The sequence below is a fragment of the Escherichia sp. MOD1-EC4550 genome, from assembly GCF_963876935.1.
Taxonomy (GTDB): Bacteria; Pseudomonadota; Gammaproteobacteria; order Enterobacterales; family Enterobacteriaceae; genus Escherichia; species Escherichia coli_F.
Genome location: NZ_CAWNSE010000023.1, coordinates 266,723 through 284,420, shown reverse-complemented (window position 1 = coordinate 284,420; position 17,698 = coordinate 266,723). Strand labels below are relative to the sequence as shown.

17 protein-coding genes are annotated in these 17,698 nt (G+C 52.5%); 7 read left to right on the top strand and 10 right to left on the bottom strand.

Annotated features, from left to right (window positions below; translation table 11 throughout):
- The first annotated feature begins 123 nt into the window (after positions 1-123).
- Complete coding sequence (gene mug / locus AACU19_RS17500; RefSeq protein ID WP_000228932.1) at positions 124-630, top strand: G/U mismatch-specific DNA glycosylase; 507 nt, start codon at positions 124-126, stop codon at positions 628-630.
- A 78-nt stretch (positions 631-708) separates the two neighbouring features.
- On the opposite strand, the gene rpoD is transcribed toward mug, so the two are convergent.
- From rpoD to rpsU, 3 genes are all read right to left on the bottom strand, one after another.
- Positions 709-2,550, bottom strand: coding sequence for an RNA polymerase sigma factor RpoD (gene rpoD, locus AACU19_RS17495; protein ID WP_000437371.1), 1,842 nt, complete (start codon positions 2,548-2,550; stop codon positions 709-711).
- A 194-nt stretch (positions 2,551-2,744) separates the two neighbouring features.
- Positions 2,745-4,490, bottom strand: coding sequence for a DNA primase (gene dnaG / locus AACU19_RS17490; RefSeq protein WP_000918833.1), 1,746 nt, complete (start codon positions 4,488-4,490; stop codon positions 2,745-2,747).
- Positions 4,491-4,600: 110 nt separating this feature from the next.
- Positions 4,601-4,816: a 30S ribosomal protein S21 gene (rpsU, locus tag AACU19_RS17485; RefSeq protein ID WP_001144069.1), complete on the bottom strand. Its 216-nt coding sequence runs from the start codon at positions 4,814-4,816 to the stop codon at positions 4,601-4,603.
- A 237-nt stretch (positions 4,817-5,053) separates the two neighbouring features.
- Here rpsU and tsaD point away from each other — a divergent pair, with 237 nt between their 5' ends.
- Positions 5,054-6,067 carry a tRNA (adenosine(37)-N6)-threonylcarbamoyltransferase complex transferase subunit TsaD gene (gene tsaD, locus AACU19_RS17480; RefSeq protein ID WP_032185154.1) on the top strand — a complete coding sequence of 338 codons (1,014 nt, stop codon included), beginning with the start codon at positions 5,054-5,056 and terminating at the stop codon, positions 6,065-6,067.
- A gap of 42 nt (positions 6,068-6,109) precedes the next feature.
- Here tsaD and ttdT read toward each other — a convergent pair whose 3' ends face one another.
- Genes ttdT through ttdA form a run of 3 tightly spaced genes read right to left on the bottom strand, consistent with a single transcriptional unit; the run spans position 6,110 to position 9,135 of the window.
- The gene (ttdT, locus tag AACU19_RS17475; protein WP_105278349.1) at positions 6,110-7,573 is read right to left on the bottom strand and encodes an L-tartrate/succinate antiporter; all 1,464 of its coding nucleotides are present in this window, start codon (positions 7,571-7,573) and stop codon (positions 6,110-6,112) included.
- Between the two features lie 48 nt (positions 7,574-7,621).
- Positions 7,622-8,227 carry a L(+)-tartrate dehydratase subunit beta gene (ttdB, locus tag AACU19_RS17470; RefSeq protein ID WP_000722957.1) on the bottom strand — a complete coding sequence of 202 codons (606 nt, stop codon included), beginning with the start codon at positions 8,225-8,227 and terminating at the stop codon, positions 7,622-7,624.
- On the bottom strand, positions 8,224-9,135 hold the full coding sequence (ttdA, locus tag AACU19_RS17465) for a L(+)-tartrate dehydratase subunit alpha (protein WP_000986806.1): 912 nt from the start codon (positions 9,133-9,135) through the stop codon (positions 8,224-8,226). The genes ttdB and ttdA overlap by 4 nt, the downstream gene beginning before the upstream one ends.
- Before the next feature lie 206 nt (positions 9,136-9,341).
- Between ttdA and ttdR the strand changes: the two genes are divergently transcribed.
- Positions 9,342-10,274, top strand: a complete 933-nt coding sequence (gene ttdR / locus AACU19_RS17460; RefSeq protein WP_000935203.1) for an L-tartrate utilization transcriptional activator TtdR — start codon at positions 9,342-9,344, stop codon at positions 10,272-10,274.
- A 12-nt stretch (positions 10,275-10,286) separates the two neighbouring features.
- On the opposite strand, the gene plsY is transcribed toward ttdR, so the two are convergent.
- Entirely contained in the window at positions 10,287-10,904 is a 618-nt protein-coding gene (gene plsY / locus AACU19_RS17455) for a glycerol-3-phosphate 1-O-acyltransferase PlsY (RefSeq protein ID WP_072745544.1), read from the bottom strand.
- A gap of 104 nt (positions 10,905-11,008) precedes the next feature.
- Between plsY and folB the strand changes: the two genes are divergently transcribed.
- Both folB and bacA read left to right on the top strand, forming a co-directional pair.
- Positions 11,009-11,377 carry a bifunctional dihydroneopterin aldolase/7,8-dihydroneopterin epimerase gene (gene folB / locus AACU19_RS17450; RefSeq protein ID WP_001295541.1) on the top strand — a complete coding sequence of 123 codons (369 nt, stop codon included), beginning with the start codon at positions 11,009-11,011 and terminating at the stop codon, positions 11,375-11,377.
- Between the two features lie 90 nt (positions 11,378-11,467).
- Positions 11,468-12,289: an undecaprenyl-diphosphate phosphatase gene (bacA, locus tag AACU19_RS17445; protein WP_001305111.1), complete on the top strand. Its 822-nt coding sequence runs from the start codon at positions 11,468-11,470 to the stop codon at positions 12,287-12,289.
- A gap of 80 nt (positions 12,290-12,369) precedes the next feature.
- On the opposite strand, the gene cca is transcribed toward bacA, so the two are convergent.
- The 3 genes from cca to AACU19_RS17430 form a co-directional block, all read right to left on the bottom strand.
- Complete coding sequence (gene cca / locus AACU19_RS17440; protein ID WP_105278348.1) at positions 12,370-13,608, bottom strand: fused tRNA nucleotidyltransferase/2',3'-cyclic phosphodiesterase/2' nucleotidase/phosphatase Cca; 1,239 nt, start codon at positions 13,606-13,608, stop codon at positions 12,370-12,372.
- Positions 13,609-13,671: 63 nt separating this feature from the next.
- Entirely contained in the window at positions 13,672-14,292 is a 621-nt protein-coding gene (locus AACU19_RS17435; protein ID WP_001125332.1) for a TIGR04211 family SH3 domain-containing protein, read from the bottom strand.
- Between the two features lie 342 nt (positions 14,293-14,634).
- The gene (locus tag AACU19_RS17430) at positions 14,635-15,840 is read right to left on the bottom strand and encodes an RNA-guided endonuclease InsQ/TnpB family protein (protein ID WP_105278347.1); all 1,206 of its coding nucleotides are present in this window, start codon (positions 15,838-15,840) and stop codon (positions 14,635-14,637) included.
- Between the two features lie 12 nt (positions 15,841-15,852).
- Between AACU19_RS17430 and tnpA the strand changes: the two genes are divergently transcribed.
- Positions 15,853-16,305, top strand: a complete 453-nt coding sequence (gene tnpA, locus AACU19_RS17425; RefSeq protein WP_105278346.1) for an IS200/IS605-like element ISEc41 family transposase — start codon at positions 15,853-15,855, stop codon at positions 16,303-16,305.
- A gap of 70 nt (positions 16,306-16,375) precedes the next feature.
- A complete protein-coding gene (ygiF, locus tag AACU19_RS17420; protein ID WP_105278345.1) occupies positions 16,376-17,677 on the top strand; it encodes an inorganic triphosphatase in 1,302 nt (433 codons plus the stop codon).
- Positions 17,678-17,698 lie beyond the last annotated feature (21 nt).

Here is a 17,698-nt window from a genome sequence, read left to right as displayed (position 1 = left end):
TGGTAGCGGATTATAAAGTAACTCCGTGTCGCAATCCAGCCATTACCGCGCGCCTGCTGTTTTTATAAACAATGTATTTTCAATCCGTTATACTTTTCCTGGTGATGTTAGAAAGGAGTAAATATGGTTGAGGATATTTTGGCTCCAGGGTTACGGGTCGTGTTTTGCGGTATCAATCCTGGTCTTTCATCCGCCGGAACTGGTTTTCCCTTTGCTCATCCGGCAAATCGCTTCTGGAAGGTGATATATCAGGCTGGGTTTACCGACCGTCAGTTGAAGCCGCAGGAGGCACAGCATCTGCTGGATTATCGTTGTGGTGTCACCAAACTGGTAGACCGTCCAACGGTGCAAGCCAATGAAGTTTCAAAGCAGGAGCTGCACGCAGGCGGGCGTAAGCTGATTGAAAAAATTGAAGATTACCAACCACAAGCGTTGGCAATTCTGGGCAAACAGGCGTTTGAGCAAGGATTCAGCCAACGCGGTGCACAGTGGGGGAAGCAAACGCTCACTATTGGTTCGACGCAGATTTGGGTACTGCCAAATCCCAGCGGTTTAAGTCGCGTTTCACTGGAGAAACTGGTTGAGGCGTATCGGGAACTGGACCAGGCGCTGGTAGTGCGTGGGCGATAAAAAACGCCACCGAAAAGGTGGCGTTTGTGCAAAGGGAAAAGTGCCGGATGTGGCGTAACGCCTGATCCAGCCTACCGATTAATCGTCCAGGAAGCTACGCAGTACTTCAGAACGGCTCGGGTGACGCAGTTTACGCAGCGCCTTCGCTTCGATCTGACGGATACGTTCACGGGTAACGTCGAACTGTTTACCCACTTCTTCCAGCGTGTGGTCGGTGTTCATATCGATACCGAAGCGCATACGCAGAACTTTCGCTTCACGCGCGGTCAGGCCAGCCAGCACGTCGTGCGTTGCCGCACGCAGGCTTTCGGTGGTCGCAGAATCCAGCGGCAGCTCGAGGGTGGTATCCTCGATGAAATCCCCCAGATGCGAATCTTCATCATCACCGATCGGCGTTTCCATGGAGATTGGCTCTTTGGCGATCTTCAGCACTTTGCGGATCTTGTCTTCCGGCATCAGCATACGTTCAGCCAGCTCTTCTGGCGTCGGCTCGCGGCCCATCTCTTGCAGCATCTGGCGAGAAATACGGTTGAGCTTATTGATAGTCTCAATCATATGCACCGGAATACGGATGGTGCGCGCCTGATCCGCGATAGAACGAGTGATCGCCTGACGAATCCACCAGGTTGCGTAGGTGGAGAATTTGTAACCACGACGGTATTCGAACTTATCAACCGCTTTCATCAGGCCGATGTTACCTTCCTGAATCAGGTCAAGGAACTGCAAGCCACGGTTGGTGTATTTCTTGGCGATAGAAATAACCAGACGTAAGTTCGCTTCAACCATCTCTTTCTTCGCACGGCGGGCTTTCGCTTCACCGATGGACATACGACGGTTGATATCTTTAACCTGCTCGATGGTCAGGCCGGTTTCTTCTTCAATCTGCTGCAGTTTCTGCAGGGCGCGATGCACTTCTTCAGAGACATCGTGCAGTTTTTCCGACCACGGCTTGTTCATTGCAATTGCCGCGTTGAACCAGGTATCGCTGGTTTCGTTGCCGGTAAACAGGGTAATGAAGTTTTTCTTCGGCATTTTGCACTGTTCAACGCAGAGCTTCATGATCAGACGTTCTTGCGTACGAACGCGGTCCATCATGACGCGCATGCTGTTGACCAGGTAGTCAAACTGCTTCGGTACCAGGCGGAACTGTTTGAATACTTCAGACAGTTTCAGGATCTCTTCCTGAGCGGCTGCGTGACTGCGACCTTTCGCTTTGATGGTGTCACGCGTTACAACGTACTGAGCGCGCAGTTCCGCAAATTTTTCGCGAGCCAGTTCCGGGTCGATGCTGTTGTCATCATCGGCGCTGTCGTCATCGCCATCTTCTTCGTCTTCATCTTCGTCATCGTCCAGATCTTCCTGGGAAAGCTCAGAACCGACGTGAGTGGCGGTAGGTGCCAGATCTTCTTCTGCGTTCGGGTCAACAAAGCCGGTGATCAGATCGGACAGACGCGCTTCTTCTGCTTCAACACGATCGTACTGTTCCAGCAGATAGGTGATCGCTTCCGGATATTCAGCAACGGAGCATTGAACCTGGTTGATCCCGTCTTCAATACGCTTAGCGATGTCAATTTCGCCTTCGCGGGTCAACAGTTCAACGGTGCCCATTTCACGCATGTACATGCGTACCGGGTCAGTCGTGCGCCCGATTTCAGATTCCACGCTGGAAAGCACCTGCGCGGCGGCTTCGGCAGCATCTTCGTCCGCGGTGTTTTCAGCCAGCATCAGATCATCGGCATCCGGTGCTTCTTCCATCACCTGAATGCCCATGTCGTTGATCATTTGGATGATGTCTTCGATCTGATCTGAATCGACGATATCTTCCGGCAGATGGTCATTGACCTCGGCATAGGTCAGATAGCCTTGCTCCTTACCACGGGTGACAAGAAGTTTCAGCTGTGACTGCGGGTTTTGCTCCATAAGACGGTATCCACACTTATTTCATGAGGTTGGTGTTGGGCGATTGACCCGCTGTCCTTCAGCCGTTAACGCTGAAATCCAACGGTTATTTACCGCCAACGATAATTACGAGGGCGTACTTATATATTTGCCGCTGCCTCTCAGTGCGGCTGTCGGGGGCTTCCCGATCGCTCTTCGGCACTTAAGCCGTTAAATTACTTTTTCGCCAGCTCCTGGTTTAATGTCCAGAGCTCCAGGCGTTCTTCGTTGCTTAAACCATGCGTGCGCTCACGAGCGATTAACTCTTCCTGGCGCAGTTCAAGCAGCGAATCAAACATATGGTTGAGTGAGTCGGTGAAGGTTTGCTCAGCAATATTCTTATCTGCTATATCGTCCCACATCGACAGTTTTTCAAGGGTGGCAGCATTATTTGTACCACGATAGTGCTCTAAAAGTTGCCCGGTGGTCAGACCTGGCTGAGAGAGACAAGTGTTGACCAGTTCTCTGAATAAGCCAAGTCCAGGGAGCTTATTTTCATCCAGATTCTCAAGCGGCGGGACCAATGTCGCTAATTCTGGATTTTGCACCAGCAACCCTATAAGTATACGCATGGTCGTGCGTTTTAGCTGTGGAACAGGGCGAGAAACGCTGCTCTCCGCCGCTTTTGGCATTAATCGTTCAAGCTGGCTGTCATCAAGTATGCCTAATTTGTTGCCTAATTCCTGACGAAGATATATTCGCAGCGTTTCGCCCGGCACCTGCGATATCAATGGCAGTGCCAGCGTACTCAAACGTGCGCGCCCGTCAGGGGTACTCAGATCAACTTGCGGCATCAGACTGTTAAACAGAAAAGCGGAGAGCGGCATCGCCTGCTCCATCCGCGCTTCAAACGCTTCTTTACCTTCTTTGCGCACCAGCGTGTCAGGGTCTTCGCCATCAGGCAAAAACATAAAACGTAGCTGCCGTCCGTCTGTCATGTAAGGCAACGCCGTTTCCAACGCTCGCCAGGCAGCATCGCGACCTGCACGGTCGCCGTCATAACAGCAAATGACATTGTTGGTCGCGCGGAACAACAACTGAATGTGATCGGCAGTGGTTGACGTGCCTAACGACGCAACGGCGTAATTAATGCCGTATTGCGCCAGCGCCACCACGTCCATATAGCCTTCGACCACAAGCAGACGATTGGGTTCAGCGTTATCCTGCTGCGCCTCATAAAGACCGTATAGCTGGCGGCCTTTATGGAAAATATCGGTTTCCGGCGAGTTCAGGTATTTGGGGGTATCGTTGCCCAGCACGCGCCCGCCAAAACCAATTACCCGACCGCGTTTATCGCGAATGGGGAACATCACCCGCTCGCGGAAACGATCGTAACTGCGACCCTGATCGTTGGTGACCAACATGCCCGCATCAATCAATGACTGACGATTTTCTGGATTACCGCCAAACCGTTTCAGGACGTTGTCCCAGCCGGGGGGCGCAAAACCAATCGCAAAGCGGGCAATAACCTCGTGGCTTAATCCGCGTTTTTCCAGATACTGGCGCGCAGACGTGGCAACAGGTTGCTGTAAAGATTGTTGGTAAAACGTATTCAGACCGTCCATCAACTGATAAAGCGTTTGCCGTTGATGGCGCTCGATCTGACTGGGGCCGCTGCCTGCTTCAAATGGCACTTCAAGATTGTGCATTGCCGCCAGCTCTTCGACCGTTTCGACGAACTCGAGCTTGTCATAGTTCATCAGGAAGTCGATCGCATTGCCGTGCGCGCCACATCCAAAGCAGTGGTAAAACTGTTTTTCACCGTTAACGGTGAATGACGGGGTTTTCTCGTTGTGGAATGGACAACACGCGTGGAAATTCTTGCCCTGCTTTTTCAGCTTCACACGAGCATCGATCAGATCGACGATGTCAGTGCGTGCCAGCAGATCATTAATGAATACGCGTGGGATTCGTCCAGCCATAGGCCCCGATTTTTAGCAATTCATAAACGAAAATAAGCCGCGCATTCCTTTCGGAAGCACGGCCTTACAACTACAACTCGGTCTGATCGGAGAGCAACGCTCTCGGGGAATTAGTACAGACGAGTGCGGCGTGCGTTTTCGCGAGCCAGTTTCTTCGCGTGACGTTTCACTGCAGAAGCTTTAGCGCGCTTACGTTCGGTAGTCGGTTTTTCATAGAACTCACGACGACGAACTTCCGCCAGAACACCTGCTTTTTCGCAGGAACGCTTGAAGCGACGCAGAGCTACGTCGAACGGCTCGTTTTCACGTACTTTAATTACCGGCATGTGCCTCTCACCTTTGATTAATTCGGTTTGCCGCTGGCATCAACGCCAGCTTATTTCAAAATGGTGCGGAATTTTACTGCAATTGCTGCTGCTTTGTAAAGCACCGCGGCCTTTTTTGAAAGGGACTTTTATAAGGGTGAGGAGTATACACGAGGCTTTCTCCAGGGGCGAACAAAGTTTTACATCAACCCGCATTGGTCCTACACTGCGCGGTAATAAAGCGAGGTAAAACAAGTCATGCGTGTACTGGGTATTGAAACTTCCTGCGATGAAACCGGCATCGCCATTTACGACGATGAAAAAGGTTTGTTAGCCAACCAATTGTATAGTCAGGTGAAATTGCACGCTGACTACGGCGGCGTCGTGCCTGAACTAGCCTCCCGCGATCACGTGCGTAAAACCGTACCGTTGATCCAGGAGGCGCTGAAAGAGTCCGGTTTAACTGCAAAAGACATTGACGCCGTGGCCTATACTGCAGGCCCTGGATTAGTCGGTGCGCTGTTGGTTGGCGCAACGGTCGGGCGTTCGCTGGCGTTTGCCTGGGGCGTTCCGGCGATCCCTGTACACCATATGGAAGGGCATCTGTTAGCGCCGATGCTGGAAGATAACCCACCGGAATTTCCGTTTGTCGCGCTGCTGGTTTCCGGCGGTCATACGCAGTTAATCAGCGTGACAGGCATTGGTCAGTACGAGCTGCTCGGAGAGTCTATCGATGATGCCGCCGGGGAAGCGTTTGATAAAACCGCGAAGCTGCTGGGGCTGGATTATCCTGGCGGGCCATTACTGTCGAAAATGGCGGCTCAGGGTACAGCCGGGCGCTTTGTCTTCCCGCGCCCGATGACCGACCGTCCGGGGCTGGATTTCAGCTTTTCTGGTCTGAAAACCTTCGCGGCAAATACCATTCGTGATAACGGCACCGACGACCAGACGCGTGCTGATATCGCCCGCGCCTTTGAAGATGCGGTGGTCGATACGTTGATGATTAAGTGTAAGCGAGCGCTGGATCAGACAGGCTTTAAGCGACTGGTCATGGCAGGCGGCGTGAGTGCTAACCGCACGTTACGGGCGAAGCTGGCTGAAATGATGAAAAAACGCCGTGGCGAAGTGTTCTACGCGCGTCCGGAATTTTGTACTGATAACGGCGCGATGATCGCCTATGCCGGAATGGTGCGGTTTAAAGCAGGCGCGACGGCGGATCTCGGCGTTAGCGTGCGTCCGCGCTGGCCGCTGGCAGAGTTACCGGCCGCGTAAAACTATTAGGTGCCGGAGAGTCACTTCCGGCACCGTCCTCACTTAAAGCAACACCACGGGCATCCACAGTAAGCCGGTAATCACCAGCAACACGAGGAATATCAGCCCAAAAATTGCACCCAGTCGCCAGTAATCCACCGTTGGCAGATAACCACTACCGTAGTAAATCGGACTGGGTCCGGTGGCGTATGGTGTAAGAATGCTCCCCAGACCAATGGCCGCGCCAACCATCAGGCAGAACACGGGAAGCGGGATTTCCGGCATCGCCAGCGCGGCGGCAATCATCATCGGTGCGAGAGCGGAGGTATACGCCGTGGCGCTGGCAAAGAAGTAGCGTAGCAGATAAAACACCACAATCAACGCCACCATCACCATCGTTGGCGAATAACCGCTTAAGCTGCCTGCTAACAGTTTGCCAAACCAGCTAATAAAACCGGTGTTGTTGAGTCCGGTAGCGAGGGTGATAAGCGAGGCCAGCCAGAAGAAAACGTTCCACGCGGCTTTATTACTGACAATGTCGTCCCAACTGATAATGCGCAGAAGCAGCATCAGCGCCACCACGCTGTAACCGACCATCGCGGCATCGATATAATCACCGCCGAAAATCCACAGCACCAGCGCGCCTACCATCAGCCCCAGCATCCGTTTTTCACGCGAACAGAGCGGGCCCATTGCCTGCAGTTCCGTCTCTGCCCAGCGTGGCACCTGATCACCAGACTTCAGTACCGGCGGGTACAGCACGTAAGCCAGCCAGGGAACCAGCAGAACCAGTAAAATACTGAGCGGCAACATGCCGAGAAACCAGTCGCCCCAACTCAGCGTGGCGTGAGATGCGCTTTTCATCAGGCCAATTAACAGCAAGTTTGGTGCCATCGCCGTCAGGAAAATGGCGCTGGTCACGCAGTCGGCAACAATCCCCATCCACATGATGTACGAGCCAATGCTGCGCGAACTGCCGTCGTTTGGTTGTGATTGATAGAGCGGTGGCAGGTTACGGATGATGGGATAGATAATCCCCGCACCGCGCGCCGAGTTGGACGGTGTTACAGGTGCCAGGATCAGCTCGGAGAACATCACCGCATAGCCGAGAAACAGCGTACGATGCCCCATCTTTTTCACCAGAATCAGCGCGATACGTCGCCCCAGCCCGGTTTTTTCATAGCCTGTGCCAAACATAAAGGCGGCGAAAATCAGCCAGATAACCGAATTAGAAAAACTAGAAACCGCCCAGGAGAGGGATTTGGCGGTGAACTTAAAACCTGGCTGGGCGAGCTGCTCCGGGCTAAACAGCAGCCACGGCGAGAGAATGGCGATAATGGAGATACCCACCATCGCCACCACGGCACCCGGCACGGGTTCGAGGATCAGTCCAACGATCACGCCAGTAAAAACGGCAAAGTAGAGCCAGGTATGACTCTCCAGCCCTGCGGGAACCGGAATTAGAGCAATAATGGCGATGACCGCCAGCGGCGCAAGGTATCGCCACCATTCAGTGGAAGGTTTCATCGTGTTATGCCTGCGAAAAAGGAGAGGGGGTGAGCCTCTCCGGGAGGGTTATTTGATGTAGTGGACGTGCTCGCAAATCTCTTCCACGATGGGATCGCGGCGTTCGGCGAACAGCTTTTTGTTTTCGGCTATCAGGTTGTTGCCGTGGGTATCAATAGAGACAATCAGCGGACCGAACTCTTTGACCCGGCAGACCCACAGCGACTCCGGCATCCCGAGTTCTGTCCAGTGCACCTCTTCAATCTCTTCCACCTGGGTTGCCGCCAGTACTGCGCAGCCTGCCGGGAAAATCACATGCAGCGCCTTGAATTTCTGGCAGCCTTCTTCGGTCAGCGGCCCCATTCCGCCTTTGCCGACCACCAGTTTCACGCCGGTCTGTTCGATAAATTCACGTTCAAAACTTTCCATACGCATACTGGTTGTCGGGCCGACGGATACCATCTCCCATTTGTCGCCGTTTTTGCGCACGATGGGGCCAGCGTGGAAAATCGCTTTGCCGTTGAGATCGTAAGGGATCGGACGTTTGAGTTCGATCAAGCGACGGTGACAAACGTCACGGCAGGTTACCAGCGTACCGGTCAGGTAGATCACATCGCCGACGCGAATATCTTGCAGATCTTCAGCTTTGATCGGGGTTGTCAGGATCTTTTTCATAACGCGCTCCGGGTGTGAGACAGATTTTCAAAGGTGAGATCGGCATGAACCAGCAGTGTGCCGCGACGATGCGCCCAGCAGCCGGTAGAAACAGCAACGCCGATGGTTGACGGATGGCGGGCGGCAGATTCGATATGTACGCCCATCACTGAACTGTTGCCAGTCAGCCCCTGTGGACCAATCCCCAGACGGTTGAGTCCTTCTTCCAGGCGTAGTTCCAGCTCTGCCGCTTTTGGATTGGGATGGCGGCTGCCAATCGGGCGCAAAATGGCTTTACGTGAGAGCACAGCGGCGGTTTCCACCGAGGTGGCGATGCCCACGCCTACCAGTACCGGTGGACAGGCGTTTACGGCGAGGGTGGAGATATTTTCGAAGACGAATTTCACTACGCCTTCGTAGCCTTCCGACGGCATTAACACTTTCGAACGACCAGGCAACGTGCAGCCGCCGCCTGCCATGTAAACTTCGATTTCCGCATCGTCACCGTCGGGGACGATATCCCAGGTGACCCACGGTACGCCGCTGCCGGTATTTTTGCCGGTGTTCACTTCGTCAAAAATTTCTACCGCATTGTGACGCAGTGGCGCTTTGACGGTTGCCTCTTCCACGGCTTGCTTAAGAATGCTTTGCAGCTCGCCAAGCAGTGGGAAACGGGAACCAACCTTAACAAAAAACATGATTTCGCCGGTGTCCTGACAGGCAGGACGATTCAGGTCGATTGCTTTTTGCATGTTGTCGAACATCGTGTGGTAGATGATTTTCCCCATCGACGACGTTTCGGCATCCTTTAGCTGTTTTAGTTTGTCCACCACGTCATCGGGCATTCGGGTAGAAATCATGGCGGTAAAGTTAGCGACAATCTCCGTCAACTTATTCACTGCCTGTTGCTTATTACTTTCGCTCATCATGGCAACTCCAGTTTATGTATTTGTCTGGAAAAATTCACCGCCACAAACTACCACTAAAAATGTGGTTTTATATTTTTTGCCGCCGTGAATATGTAATTCACAGTTCGTGAATCAACGCGAAAATAAGAATGAATATTGCGCCAGAGCAGGGAATGGCAATGTTTTGCGAAATACACTGCGCTTATCACAACTGCGGATAATTAACGATGCTGAATAGCTGGCCTTTAGCCAAAGATTTGCAGGTACTGGTAGAAATCGTCCACAGCGGGAGTTTTAGTGCTGCAGCGGCGACGCTTGGGCAAACGCCTGCATTTGTCACCAAGCGGATCCAAATCCTTGAAAATACGCTGGCAACAACGCTGCTGAACCGCTCCGCCCGCGGCGTGGCGCTGACTGAAAGTGGCCAACGTTGTTACGAGCATGCGCTGGAAATCCTCACCCAATATCAGCGACTGGTCGATGACGTCACGCAAATCAAAACGCGCCCGGAGGGGATGATTCGTATTGGCTGTAGTTTTGGTTTTGGGCGCAGCCATATTGCGCCAGCTATTACCGAACTGATGCGCAATTATCCTGAGTTACAGGTGCATTTTGAATTGTTCGATCGGCAAATTGATTTAGTGCAGGATAATATTGATCTGGATATTCGTATTAATGACGAAATTCCTGATTATTATATTGCGCATCTTTTGACAAAAAATAAACGAATATTATGTGCAGCACCTGAGTATCTGCAAAAATATCCGCAGCCACTATCCTTGCAGGAATTAAGTCGTCATGACTGTCTTGTGACCAAAGAGCGTGATATGACCCACGGAATATGGGAGTTGGGGAACGGTCAGGAGAAAAAATCGGTGAAGGTAAGCGGGCACCTTTCCTCCAATAGCGGCGAGATTGTGCTGCAATGGGCGCTGGAAGGAAAAGGAATTATGCTGCGTTCTGAGTGGGATGTTTTACCGTTTCTGGAGAGTGGCAAACTGGTGCGAGTATTGCCGGAGTATGCACAAAGCGCCAATATCTGGGCTGTTTACCGGGAGCCGCTCTATCGCAGCATGAAATTACGTGTCTGCGTGGAATTTCTGGCGGCATGGTGCCAGCAGCGGCTGGGCAAGCCCGACGAAGGCTATCAGGTTATGTAGACTCGCGAAAAATCACTCAGGATCCTTTTCGCGCTTTCTTTTGAGTTTCGTCCAGATTTTTGTCTCCTGACGACGCCACAGACGCTGGATGTTGTCATGATGGCGCAGCAGGATCAGGCATGAGAGCATCGAAACCGGGAAGGTGAATTGTGGCTTAAACCACCAGACGTAAAATGGAGCAATCAGTGCGCTGACAATCGCTCCCAGCGACGAGTATCCGCTCAATAGCACGGTCAGTAACCAGGTTCCCGCCATTACTCCGGTGAGATCCCAGCCAATTGGTGCGATGGCACCAAAAGCGGTAGCAACGCCTTTTCCTCCTTTAAAACCGAAGAAAACGGGCCAGATGTGTCCAAGGCAGGCGGCGATGGCAATTAAGCCTAGCCAGAATGGGCTGACACCTAATTCATACGCGCCCCAGACGGGCAACATTCCTTTCAGAACGTCGAAAATCAGTACTGCTACGGCTGCTCCTTTGCCACCGATACGTAACACATTGGTTGCGCCAGGATTACCGGAGCCGCTGGTTCGCGGATCGGGCAGCCCGCACAAGCGGCAAACCAGAATGGCACTGGAAATGGAGCCGCAGAGGTACGCGATGAGGATCATTCCAGGCGCGATTGCACTCATAAGCTGTTCCGTTTTGAAAATTCGTGTTCAACGATGAATCTGTGGATAATACGCACATTTCGCCGGAAGTGGTATCCGGTTAGCCAAAAAGCAGGCAGGACGTGATGGATATTGTATTTATAGAGCAACTTTCGGTAATCACCACTATTGGTGTTTACGACTGGGAACAGACCATCGAACAGAAGTTAGTGTTCGATATCGAAATGGCGTGGGATAACCGTAAAGCGGCGAAAAGTGATGATGTGGCGGATTGCCTCAGTTACGCTGACATTGCAGAAACGGTAGTCAGCCACGTCGAGGGCGCGCGTTTTGCGCTGGTGGAACGTGTGGCGGAAGAGGTGGCGGAGCTGCTGTTAGCACGCTTCAACTCGCCGTGGGTGCGTATCAAACTCAGCAAGCCAGGCGCAGTGGCGCGGGCGGCGAATGTTGGCGTCATCATTGAGCGTGGCAATAATCTGAAAGAAAATAATTAATTTTACAGCTGTTAAACCAAACGGTTATAACCTGGTCATACTGCAGTAGTTTGGACAAGCGTTACATTTTTATAATTTAGGGGTTTATTGATGAGCGATATGCACTCGCTGCTGATAGCGGCAATATTGGGTGTGGTCGAAGGATTGACAGAATTTCTGCCGGTATCCAGCACGGGCCATATGATTATTGTCGGTCACTTGTTGGGATTTGAGGGCGACACGGCGAAAACCTTTGAAGTCGTGATCCAGTTAGGATCAATTCTGGCGGTAGTAGTGATGTTCTGGCGGCGTCTGTTTGGCCTGATTGGCATTCACTTTGGTCGTCCGCTGCAACACGAAGGAGAAAGCAAAGGCCGTTTAACGCTGATCCACATTCTGCTTGGCATGATCCCAGCGGTAGTACTGGGATTGTTGTTCCATGACACGATTAAATCATTGTTTAATCCAATAAATGTGATGTATGCGCTAGTGGTTGGTGGTTTGTTGCTGATTGCTGCCGAATGTCTGAAGCCGAAAGAGCCGCGTGCGCCGGGTCTCGATGATATGACCTATCGTCAGGCGTTTATGATTGGCTGCTTCCAGTGTCTGGCGCTGTGGCCGGGTTTTTCACGCTCCGGGGCGACCATATCTGGCGGGATGCTGATGGGCGTGAGCCGTTACGCGGCTTCCGAGTTCTCGTTCCTGCTGGCGGTGCCGATGATGATGGGCGCAACGGCGCTCGATCTCTACAAAAGCTGGGGCTTCCTGACAACCGGCGATATCCCGATGTTTGCCGTTGGGTTTATCACCGCTTTTGTGGTGGCGCTGATAGCGATTAAAACCTTCCTGCAATTGATTAAGCGCATTTCGTTTATTCCTTTCGCCATTTATCGCTTTATTGTGGCGGCTGCGGTGTATGTCGTGTTCTTTTGATTGAGGAATAGTGTCGGATATGACGCTTGTGCGTCTTATCCGACCTGGCCGGTGTTTGCAATAAATTGAAATTCAAGTGCTTAATCAGGCTTTGGACAACGTTGTTCCTTCCAGCTGGCTACCGCCGCAATCCGCCGTCGGGTCAGCTCCTCGCGAATCTCCACACCTTTAAATCCCGCTTCAACGACGTCTTTTGTCGGCACTGACTGCGCCACTTCCCAGGCTTCGCGCAACCAGCGGCCTTGCGGGTAGTCCGCCGACTCAAAACCGGTTCTGCCGCGCACATCAGCCTCGCTGGTCAACGCCAGTTGCTCGACACGCTGCGGTTTACGCCAGGCGTCGATGGAATCAAATAATTTGACGATGGTTTTCGGGTTCAGCATTGGGAAGGTGTGGATGAGATCGTGAAACTCGGCCACCCGTTTGGCTAAATCGCGAATTTCATTTGGCACGCGCAGACGCTGGCATAGTTGTTCCACTAACTTCACACCCGCCGGGCCATGACCATGATGACGCGGCCAAAGTTCTGGCGGCGTCAGTCCTTTACCGAGATCGTGGCATAGCGTTGCGAAACGGACATCGACCTGCGGACTTAGCATCGCCGCCATTGAGAGCGTCATTAAGGTGTGAATACCGGTGTCGATTTCCGGATGCCACTTGGCAGGGGCCGGAACGCCAAACAGGGCGTCAATTTCCGGGAATAAAACGCGCAGTGCGCCGCAATCGCGCAGTACCTGGAAGAACACCTGGGGATTGCGGGTAGTGAGGGCGCTTTCCGTCTCTTTCCACACCCGTTCAGGCGTCAGGTGTTCCAGTTCACCCGCGTGGGTCATCTCGCGCATCAGCGCCAGAGTTTCATCGGCAATACGAAAACCGAGGTGGGCATAACGCGCAGCAAAACGCGCCACGCGCAGTACGCGTAACGGATCTTCGCCAAAAGCGGGGGAAACATGGCGCAACAGACGATTTTGCAGATCGCCCAGACCGTTGTACGGGTCGATAATCTCGCCGTTATCGTCCTGGGCCAGCGCATTAATGGTCAGATCGCGCCGCTTAAGATCATCTTCCAGCGTGACATCCGGTGCGGCATAGCAGGTAAAACCGGTGTAACCGGAACCGGATTTCCGTTCGGTACGTGCCAGCGCATACTCTTCATGCGTTTGCGGATGCAGAAAAACAGGAAAATCGCGGCCTACCTGCTGGTAGCCCGCGTCGAGCATCTCCTGTGGCGTACTACCGACTACCACCCAATCTCTGTCTTTGACCGGTAGCCCTAACAATGCATCCCGAACAGCACCACCGACCAGATAAATCTTCACGCCATCATCCCTTCGTCAAATACACAATTCCTAATAATAAGACAGTGCAACGAAGAAGGCGATTTAGTTCATCCAGCGATCTTTACGTTTGCGCGTTGGGATCAGGTGCGGCAGTACCAGACCGAGCAGCAAGCCAAGCCCCAGCACGCCGCCACCATACATAAACCACTGCATGATGATGGTGCGCTGTTTGTCATCCAGCTGCACGCTGGCGGCATCGACCTTTTTCTGCGCGACAATCAGCTCGTTTTTCAGTTTCTGATTTTCTTCTTTTAACCCGTTGATCACGCTGTCGCTCTGCGCCACTTTTTGCTGCATTTCTGCGGTGCGCTGATTCCAGGTGTTATCGATATTGGTGAGCTTATCGGTCAGGGTTTTGACCTGATTTTCCAGATCTGGCACACGGGAGCGCAGGCTTGGCTCTGTGCTAAGTTGTTTCAACGGGATCCAGGCGGTACGGCCAGAGCTGTCTTTCACCTGGGCATAATTGGTGTTGGCGTCAGTTTGTAATAAGGTCACTTCCTCGCCGGCGTTAACCGTGCCCACGAGGCGATAATGGTCTCCCGGACCGCTACGGACCCAGGTATTCAGTTCGTCAGAAACATAGCGCGTTTCTTCAGCGTGTGAGACGGCAGTCGCGCTAAGTGCGAGTAAAGTTAATCCGATCAGGCGTAATTTTGGCATCAGGCTGTCGTTATTGTCATGGAAAGTGGAACGATAGTAGTGGCATCAGTGTCGCTACGCAAAGCATTCGACATCAATCGGAATCCTCTGTGTCAGGTCTTGCCACTGCTTCAAACTTTTACGCCCGTCAAATTGCCCGTTGCATGGCAATTTGGCGCAAAATACTATCTACTGACAAAAAAGATCGCATTAAGTTCGCCGTTCATCGTCACTTATGTGACATAACCGATAAGTAAAGGCCTTGACATCCTCCCCCACCTTCGCGCAAAGCGACTCAGGAGGGGGATTCCCTTGTCAGGGTAGCAATACGTTGCCGCATTGCCCGGTTCCTCGCTCGACGGCTTACGCCGCCTTACGGGCGCGTCCTTTACGGACTGACGGCAATATTTGTCCTGCCGCCATGACTTCAAAACCTGCTGTTAATATATTGCGAGCGCCGTTTACATCGGCGTTTGCCGTATAGCCGCACGCGGTACAGATAAAGCTCGCCTGCGTCCTGCGGTTATTTTTCGATGTATGCCCACAACATGCGCATTTCTGACTGGTGTACGCCGGATTAATCGCCAGCACATCACCGCCGCGCCATGCCTGCTTATATTCGAGCTGGCGGCGCATTTCTGCCCAGCCCTGATCCAGTATCGCCCGGTTAAGACCTGATTTTGCCGCGACGTTGCGCCCCGGCTGGTCTACCGTACCCGCTGCTGATTTTGACATGTTCGAAACCTTTAAATCCTCAATGACTATCATCGCGTGGTTTTTGCTGATCGTCGTCGTGGTTTTATGAAGGTAATCGCGGCGGATGTTTGCGATATGAGAGTGGATACGGGAAATCTTCGCTTTCTGCTTTTTCCAGTTGGCGGAGAATTTAACCATCCGGGCCAGACGGCGCTGTAAGCGAGCCAGCTTATCCTGATTTTTTTTAAAGCTGTTTACCGGTTCAAAGACCGTGCCGTCTGAAAGTGTTGCCAGCTTTGTTATACCTGCATCCAGGCCTATTGCGCTGGTCGATGCGTGAATCGGATCGGTAACAGCTAATTCGACCTGAAAAGACACATACCAGTGTCCGGCATGCTGGCTGATGGTGCAATTTTTAATGACGCCTTCAATCTTCCGGGACTGACGAAATTTAACCCAGCCCAGTCCTGACGGGAGTTTCACACGGCCATAATCCAGCCCACAATATTTGCTGAAATTGACGAACCGGATAGAGTCGCAGCCTTTGGTTTTCTTTTTGAAAACGGGCTTTTCAGCCGTCAGGGATTTATCAAAACAGCGATCCCATGCGCTCCGCAGGTCTTTCAGTTTCTGCTGGAGGTTGTCAGTGTAACCCTCAGCAAGAAAGGCCAGCTCAGGGAGTTTTTTCCAGCCCGTAAGTCGTTTATTCAGGTCGAAAGCTGACGGAATTTTTCCGCCCGCGTCATGAATGCTCAGTGTTTCATTCAGTGCATAGTTCCAGACAAAGCGAGCGCAACCGCACAACTGACGCAACCTTTGCGCCTGCTGGTCAGTGGGGTAGAGCCTGTATTTATATGCTTTCTGGATTAACATTTTGCATTCAGTATGTGGTTGTTTAGAATGTACAATATATCCACATTTTTTTGGGAGGGTCAATACGTGTGCGAAATCAATCGTTCACGCTATTCAGCTTACCTGTTGCATGTTCACGTTGTTTTTATGACAAAATACCGCCGTCCAGTTTTTGGTGAATTGCATCATGAAAACATGCGTCAGTATGTAGCAGAGGTATGCGCGGACTTTGGCGCCGAGTTAAAGGAATGTGACGGCGAGGCAGATCATGTTCACATGCTGATTGAATACCCACCGTTGGTGCAACTCACAAAGCTGGTAAACAGCCTTAAGTCCGTTACCAGTAGGCGGCTGCGGAATGATTTTATTGATTTGCGCGCCGCGTATTCAAAGCCCGTACTCTGGTCACGCTCTTATTTCATCGGTTCATGTGGTGGAGCACCGCTGGAAGTTGTGAAAAAGTATATTCAGAATCAGCGTGGCTGATAAACTGCGGGCTTAACAGCCCAAATTCCCCTCCCGCCTACGTTGGGGGGGAGTACCCAGTGGAGGAAGGATGGCTCAGGAAATCGAATTAAAGTTTATTGTTAATCACAGTGCCGTTGAGGCGTTGCGTGACCATCTCAATACGCTGGGCGGCGAGCACCATGACCCCGTGCAGTTGCTGAATATTTACTACGAAACGCCGGATAACTGGTTGCGTGAACATGATATGGGCTTACGTATTCGTGGCGAAAACGGCCGCTATGAGATGACCATGAAAGTCGCAGGAAGAGTGACTGGCGGTTTACACCAGCGCCCGGAATATAACGTGGCGTTGAGCGAACCGACGCTCGAGCTGGCGCAGTTACCGACGGAAGTCTGGCCGAACGGCGAATTGCCTGCCGATCTCGCTTCCCGCGTACAACCGCTGTTCAGCACCGATTTTTATCGCGAAAAGTGGCTGGTAGAGGTCGATGGTAGCCAAATTGAAATCGCTCTCGACCAGGGGGAAGTGAAAGCGGGGGAATTTGCTGAGCCTATCTGCGAGCTTGAACTGGAACTGCTTAGCGGCGACACGCGCGCGGTGCTGAAACTGGCGAACCAACTGGTATCGCAAACCGGATTACGCCAGGGCAGCCTGAGCAAAGCGGCGCGTGGCTATCATCTGGCGCAGGGCAATCCCGCGCGTGAAATCAAACCGACCACCATTTTGCATGTTGCGACAAAAGCTGATGTGGAACAGGGGCTGGAAGCGGCGCTCGAGCTGGCGTTAGCGCAATGGCAGTATCATGAAGAACTGTGGGTACGTGGCAACGATGCGGCGAAAGAGCAAGTGCTGGCTGCCATTGGCCTGGTCCGTCATACGCTGATGCTGTTCGGTGGCATTGTGCCGCGTAAAGCGAGCACTCACTTACGTGACCTGCTGACTCAATGCGAAGCGACCATCGCATCTGCGGTATCTGCCGTGACGGCGGTCTACTCTACCGAAACGGCGATGGCGAAGCTGGCGTTGACCGAATGGCTGGTAATGAAAGCCTGGCAGCCGTTTTTAGATGCCAAAGCGCAGGGCAAAATCAGCGATTCTTTCAAACGCTTTGCCGATATCCATCTTTCCCGCCATGCCGCTGAACTGAAAAGCGTTTTCTGCCAGCCATTAGGCGATCGCTACCGTGACCAATTGCCGCGCCTGACGCGTGACATTGACTCAATATTGTTGCTGGCGGGTTACTACGATCCTCTCGTCGCGCAAGCCTGGCTGGAGAACTGGCAGGGACTGCGTCATGCCATTGCGACCGGGCAACGCATTGAAATTGAACATTTCCGTAATGAGGCAAACAATCAGGAACCGTTCTGGTTGCACAGCGGAAAACGTTAATCAGGCAAGGATAAAATCGCT

Bases quoted from the DNA above. Each gene is read 5' to 3' on its own strand.
- rpoD (WP_000437371.1), bottom strand. From the start codon at position 2,550: ATGGAGCAAAACCCGCAGTCACAGCTGAAACTTCTTGTCACCCGTGGT.
- ygiF (WP_105278345.1), top strand. From the start codon at position 16,376: ATGGCTCAGGAAATCGAATTAAAGTTTATTGTTAATCACAGTGCCGTT.
- AACU19_RS17430 (WP_105278347.1), bottom strand. From the start codon at position 15,840: ATGTTAATCCAGAAAGCATATAAATACAGGCTCTACCCCACTGACCAG.
- ttdB (WP_000722957.1), bottom strand. From the start codon at position 8,227: ATGAAAAAGATCCTGACAACCCCGATCAAAGCTGAAGATCTGCAAGAT.
- mug (WP_000228932.1), top strand. From the start codon at position 124: ATGGTTGAGGATATTTTGGCTCCAGGGTTACGGGTCGTGTTTTGCGGT.
- ttdA (WP_000986806.1), bottom strand. From the start codon at position 9,135: ATGATGAGCGAAAGTAATAAGCAACAGGCAGTGAATAAGTTGACGGAG.
- rpsU (WP_001144069.1), bottom strand. From the start codon at position 4,816: ATGCCGGTAATTAAAGTACGTGAAAACGAGCCGTTCGACGTAGCTCTG.
- dnaG (WP_000918833.1), bottom strand. From the start codon at position 4,490: ATGGCTGGACGAATCCCACGCGTATTCATTAATGATCTGCTGGCACGC.
- tsaD (WP_032185154.1), top strand. From the start codon at position 5,054: ATGCGTGTACTGGGTATTGAAACTTCCTGCGATGAAACCGGCATCGCC.
- AACU19_RS17435 (WP_001125332.1), bottom strand. From the start codon at position 14,292: ATGCCAAAATTACGCCTGATCGGATTAACTTTACTCGCACTTAGCGCG.
- bacA (WP_001305111.1), top strand. From the start codon at position 11,468: ATGAGCGATATGCACTCGCTGCTGATAGCGGCAATATTGGGTGTGGTC.
- tnpA (WP_105278346.1), top strand. From the start codon at position 15,853: ATGTGGTTGTTTAGAATGTACAATATATCCACATTTTTTTGGGAGGGT.
- ttdR (WP_000935203.1), top strand. From the start codon at position 9,342: ATGCTGAATAGCTGGCCTTTAGCCAAAGATTTGCAGGTACTGGTAGAA.
- folB (WP_001295541.1), top strand. From the start codon at position 11,009: ATGGATATTGTATTTATAGAGCAACTTTCGGTAATCACCACTATTGGT.
- plsY (WP_072745544.1), bottom strand. From the start codon at position 10,904: ATGAGTGCAATCGCGCCTGGAATGATCCTCATCGCGTACCTCTGCGGC.
- ttdT (WP_105278349.1), bottom strand. From the start codon at position 7,573: ATGAAACCTTCCACTGAATGGTGGCGATACCTTGCGCCGCTGGCGGTC.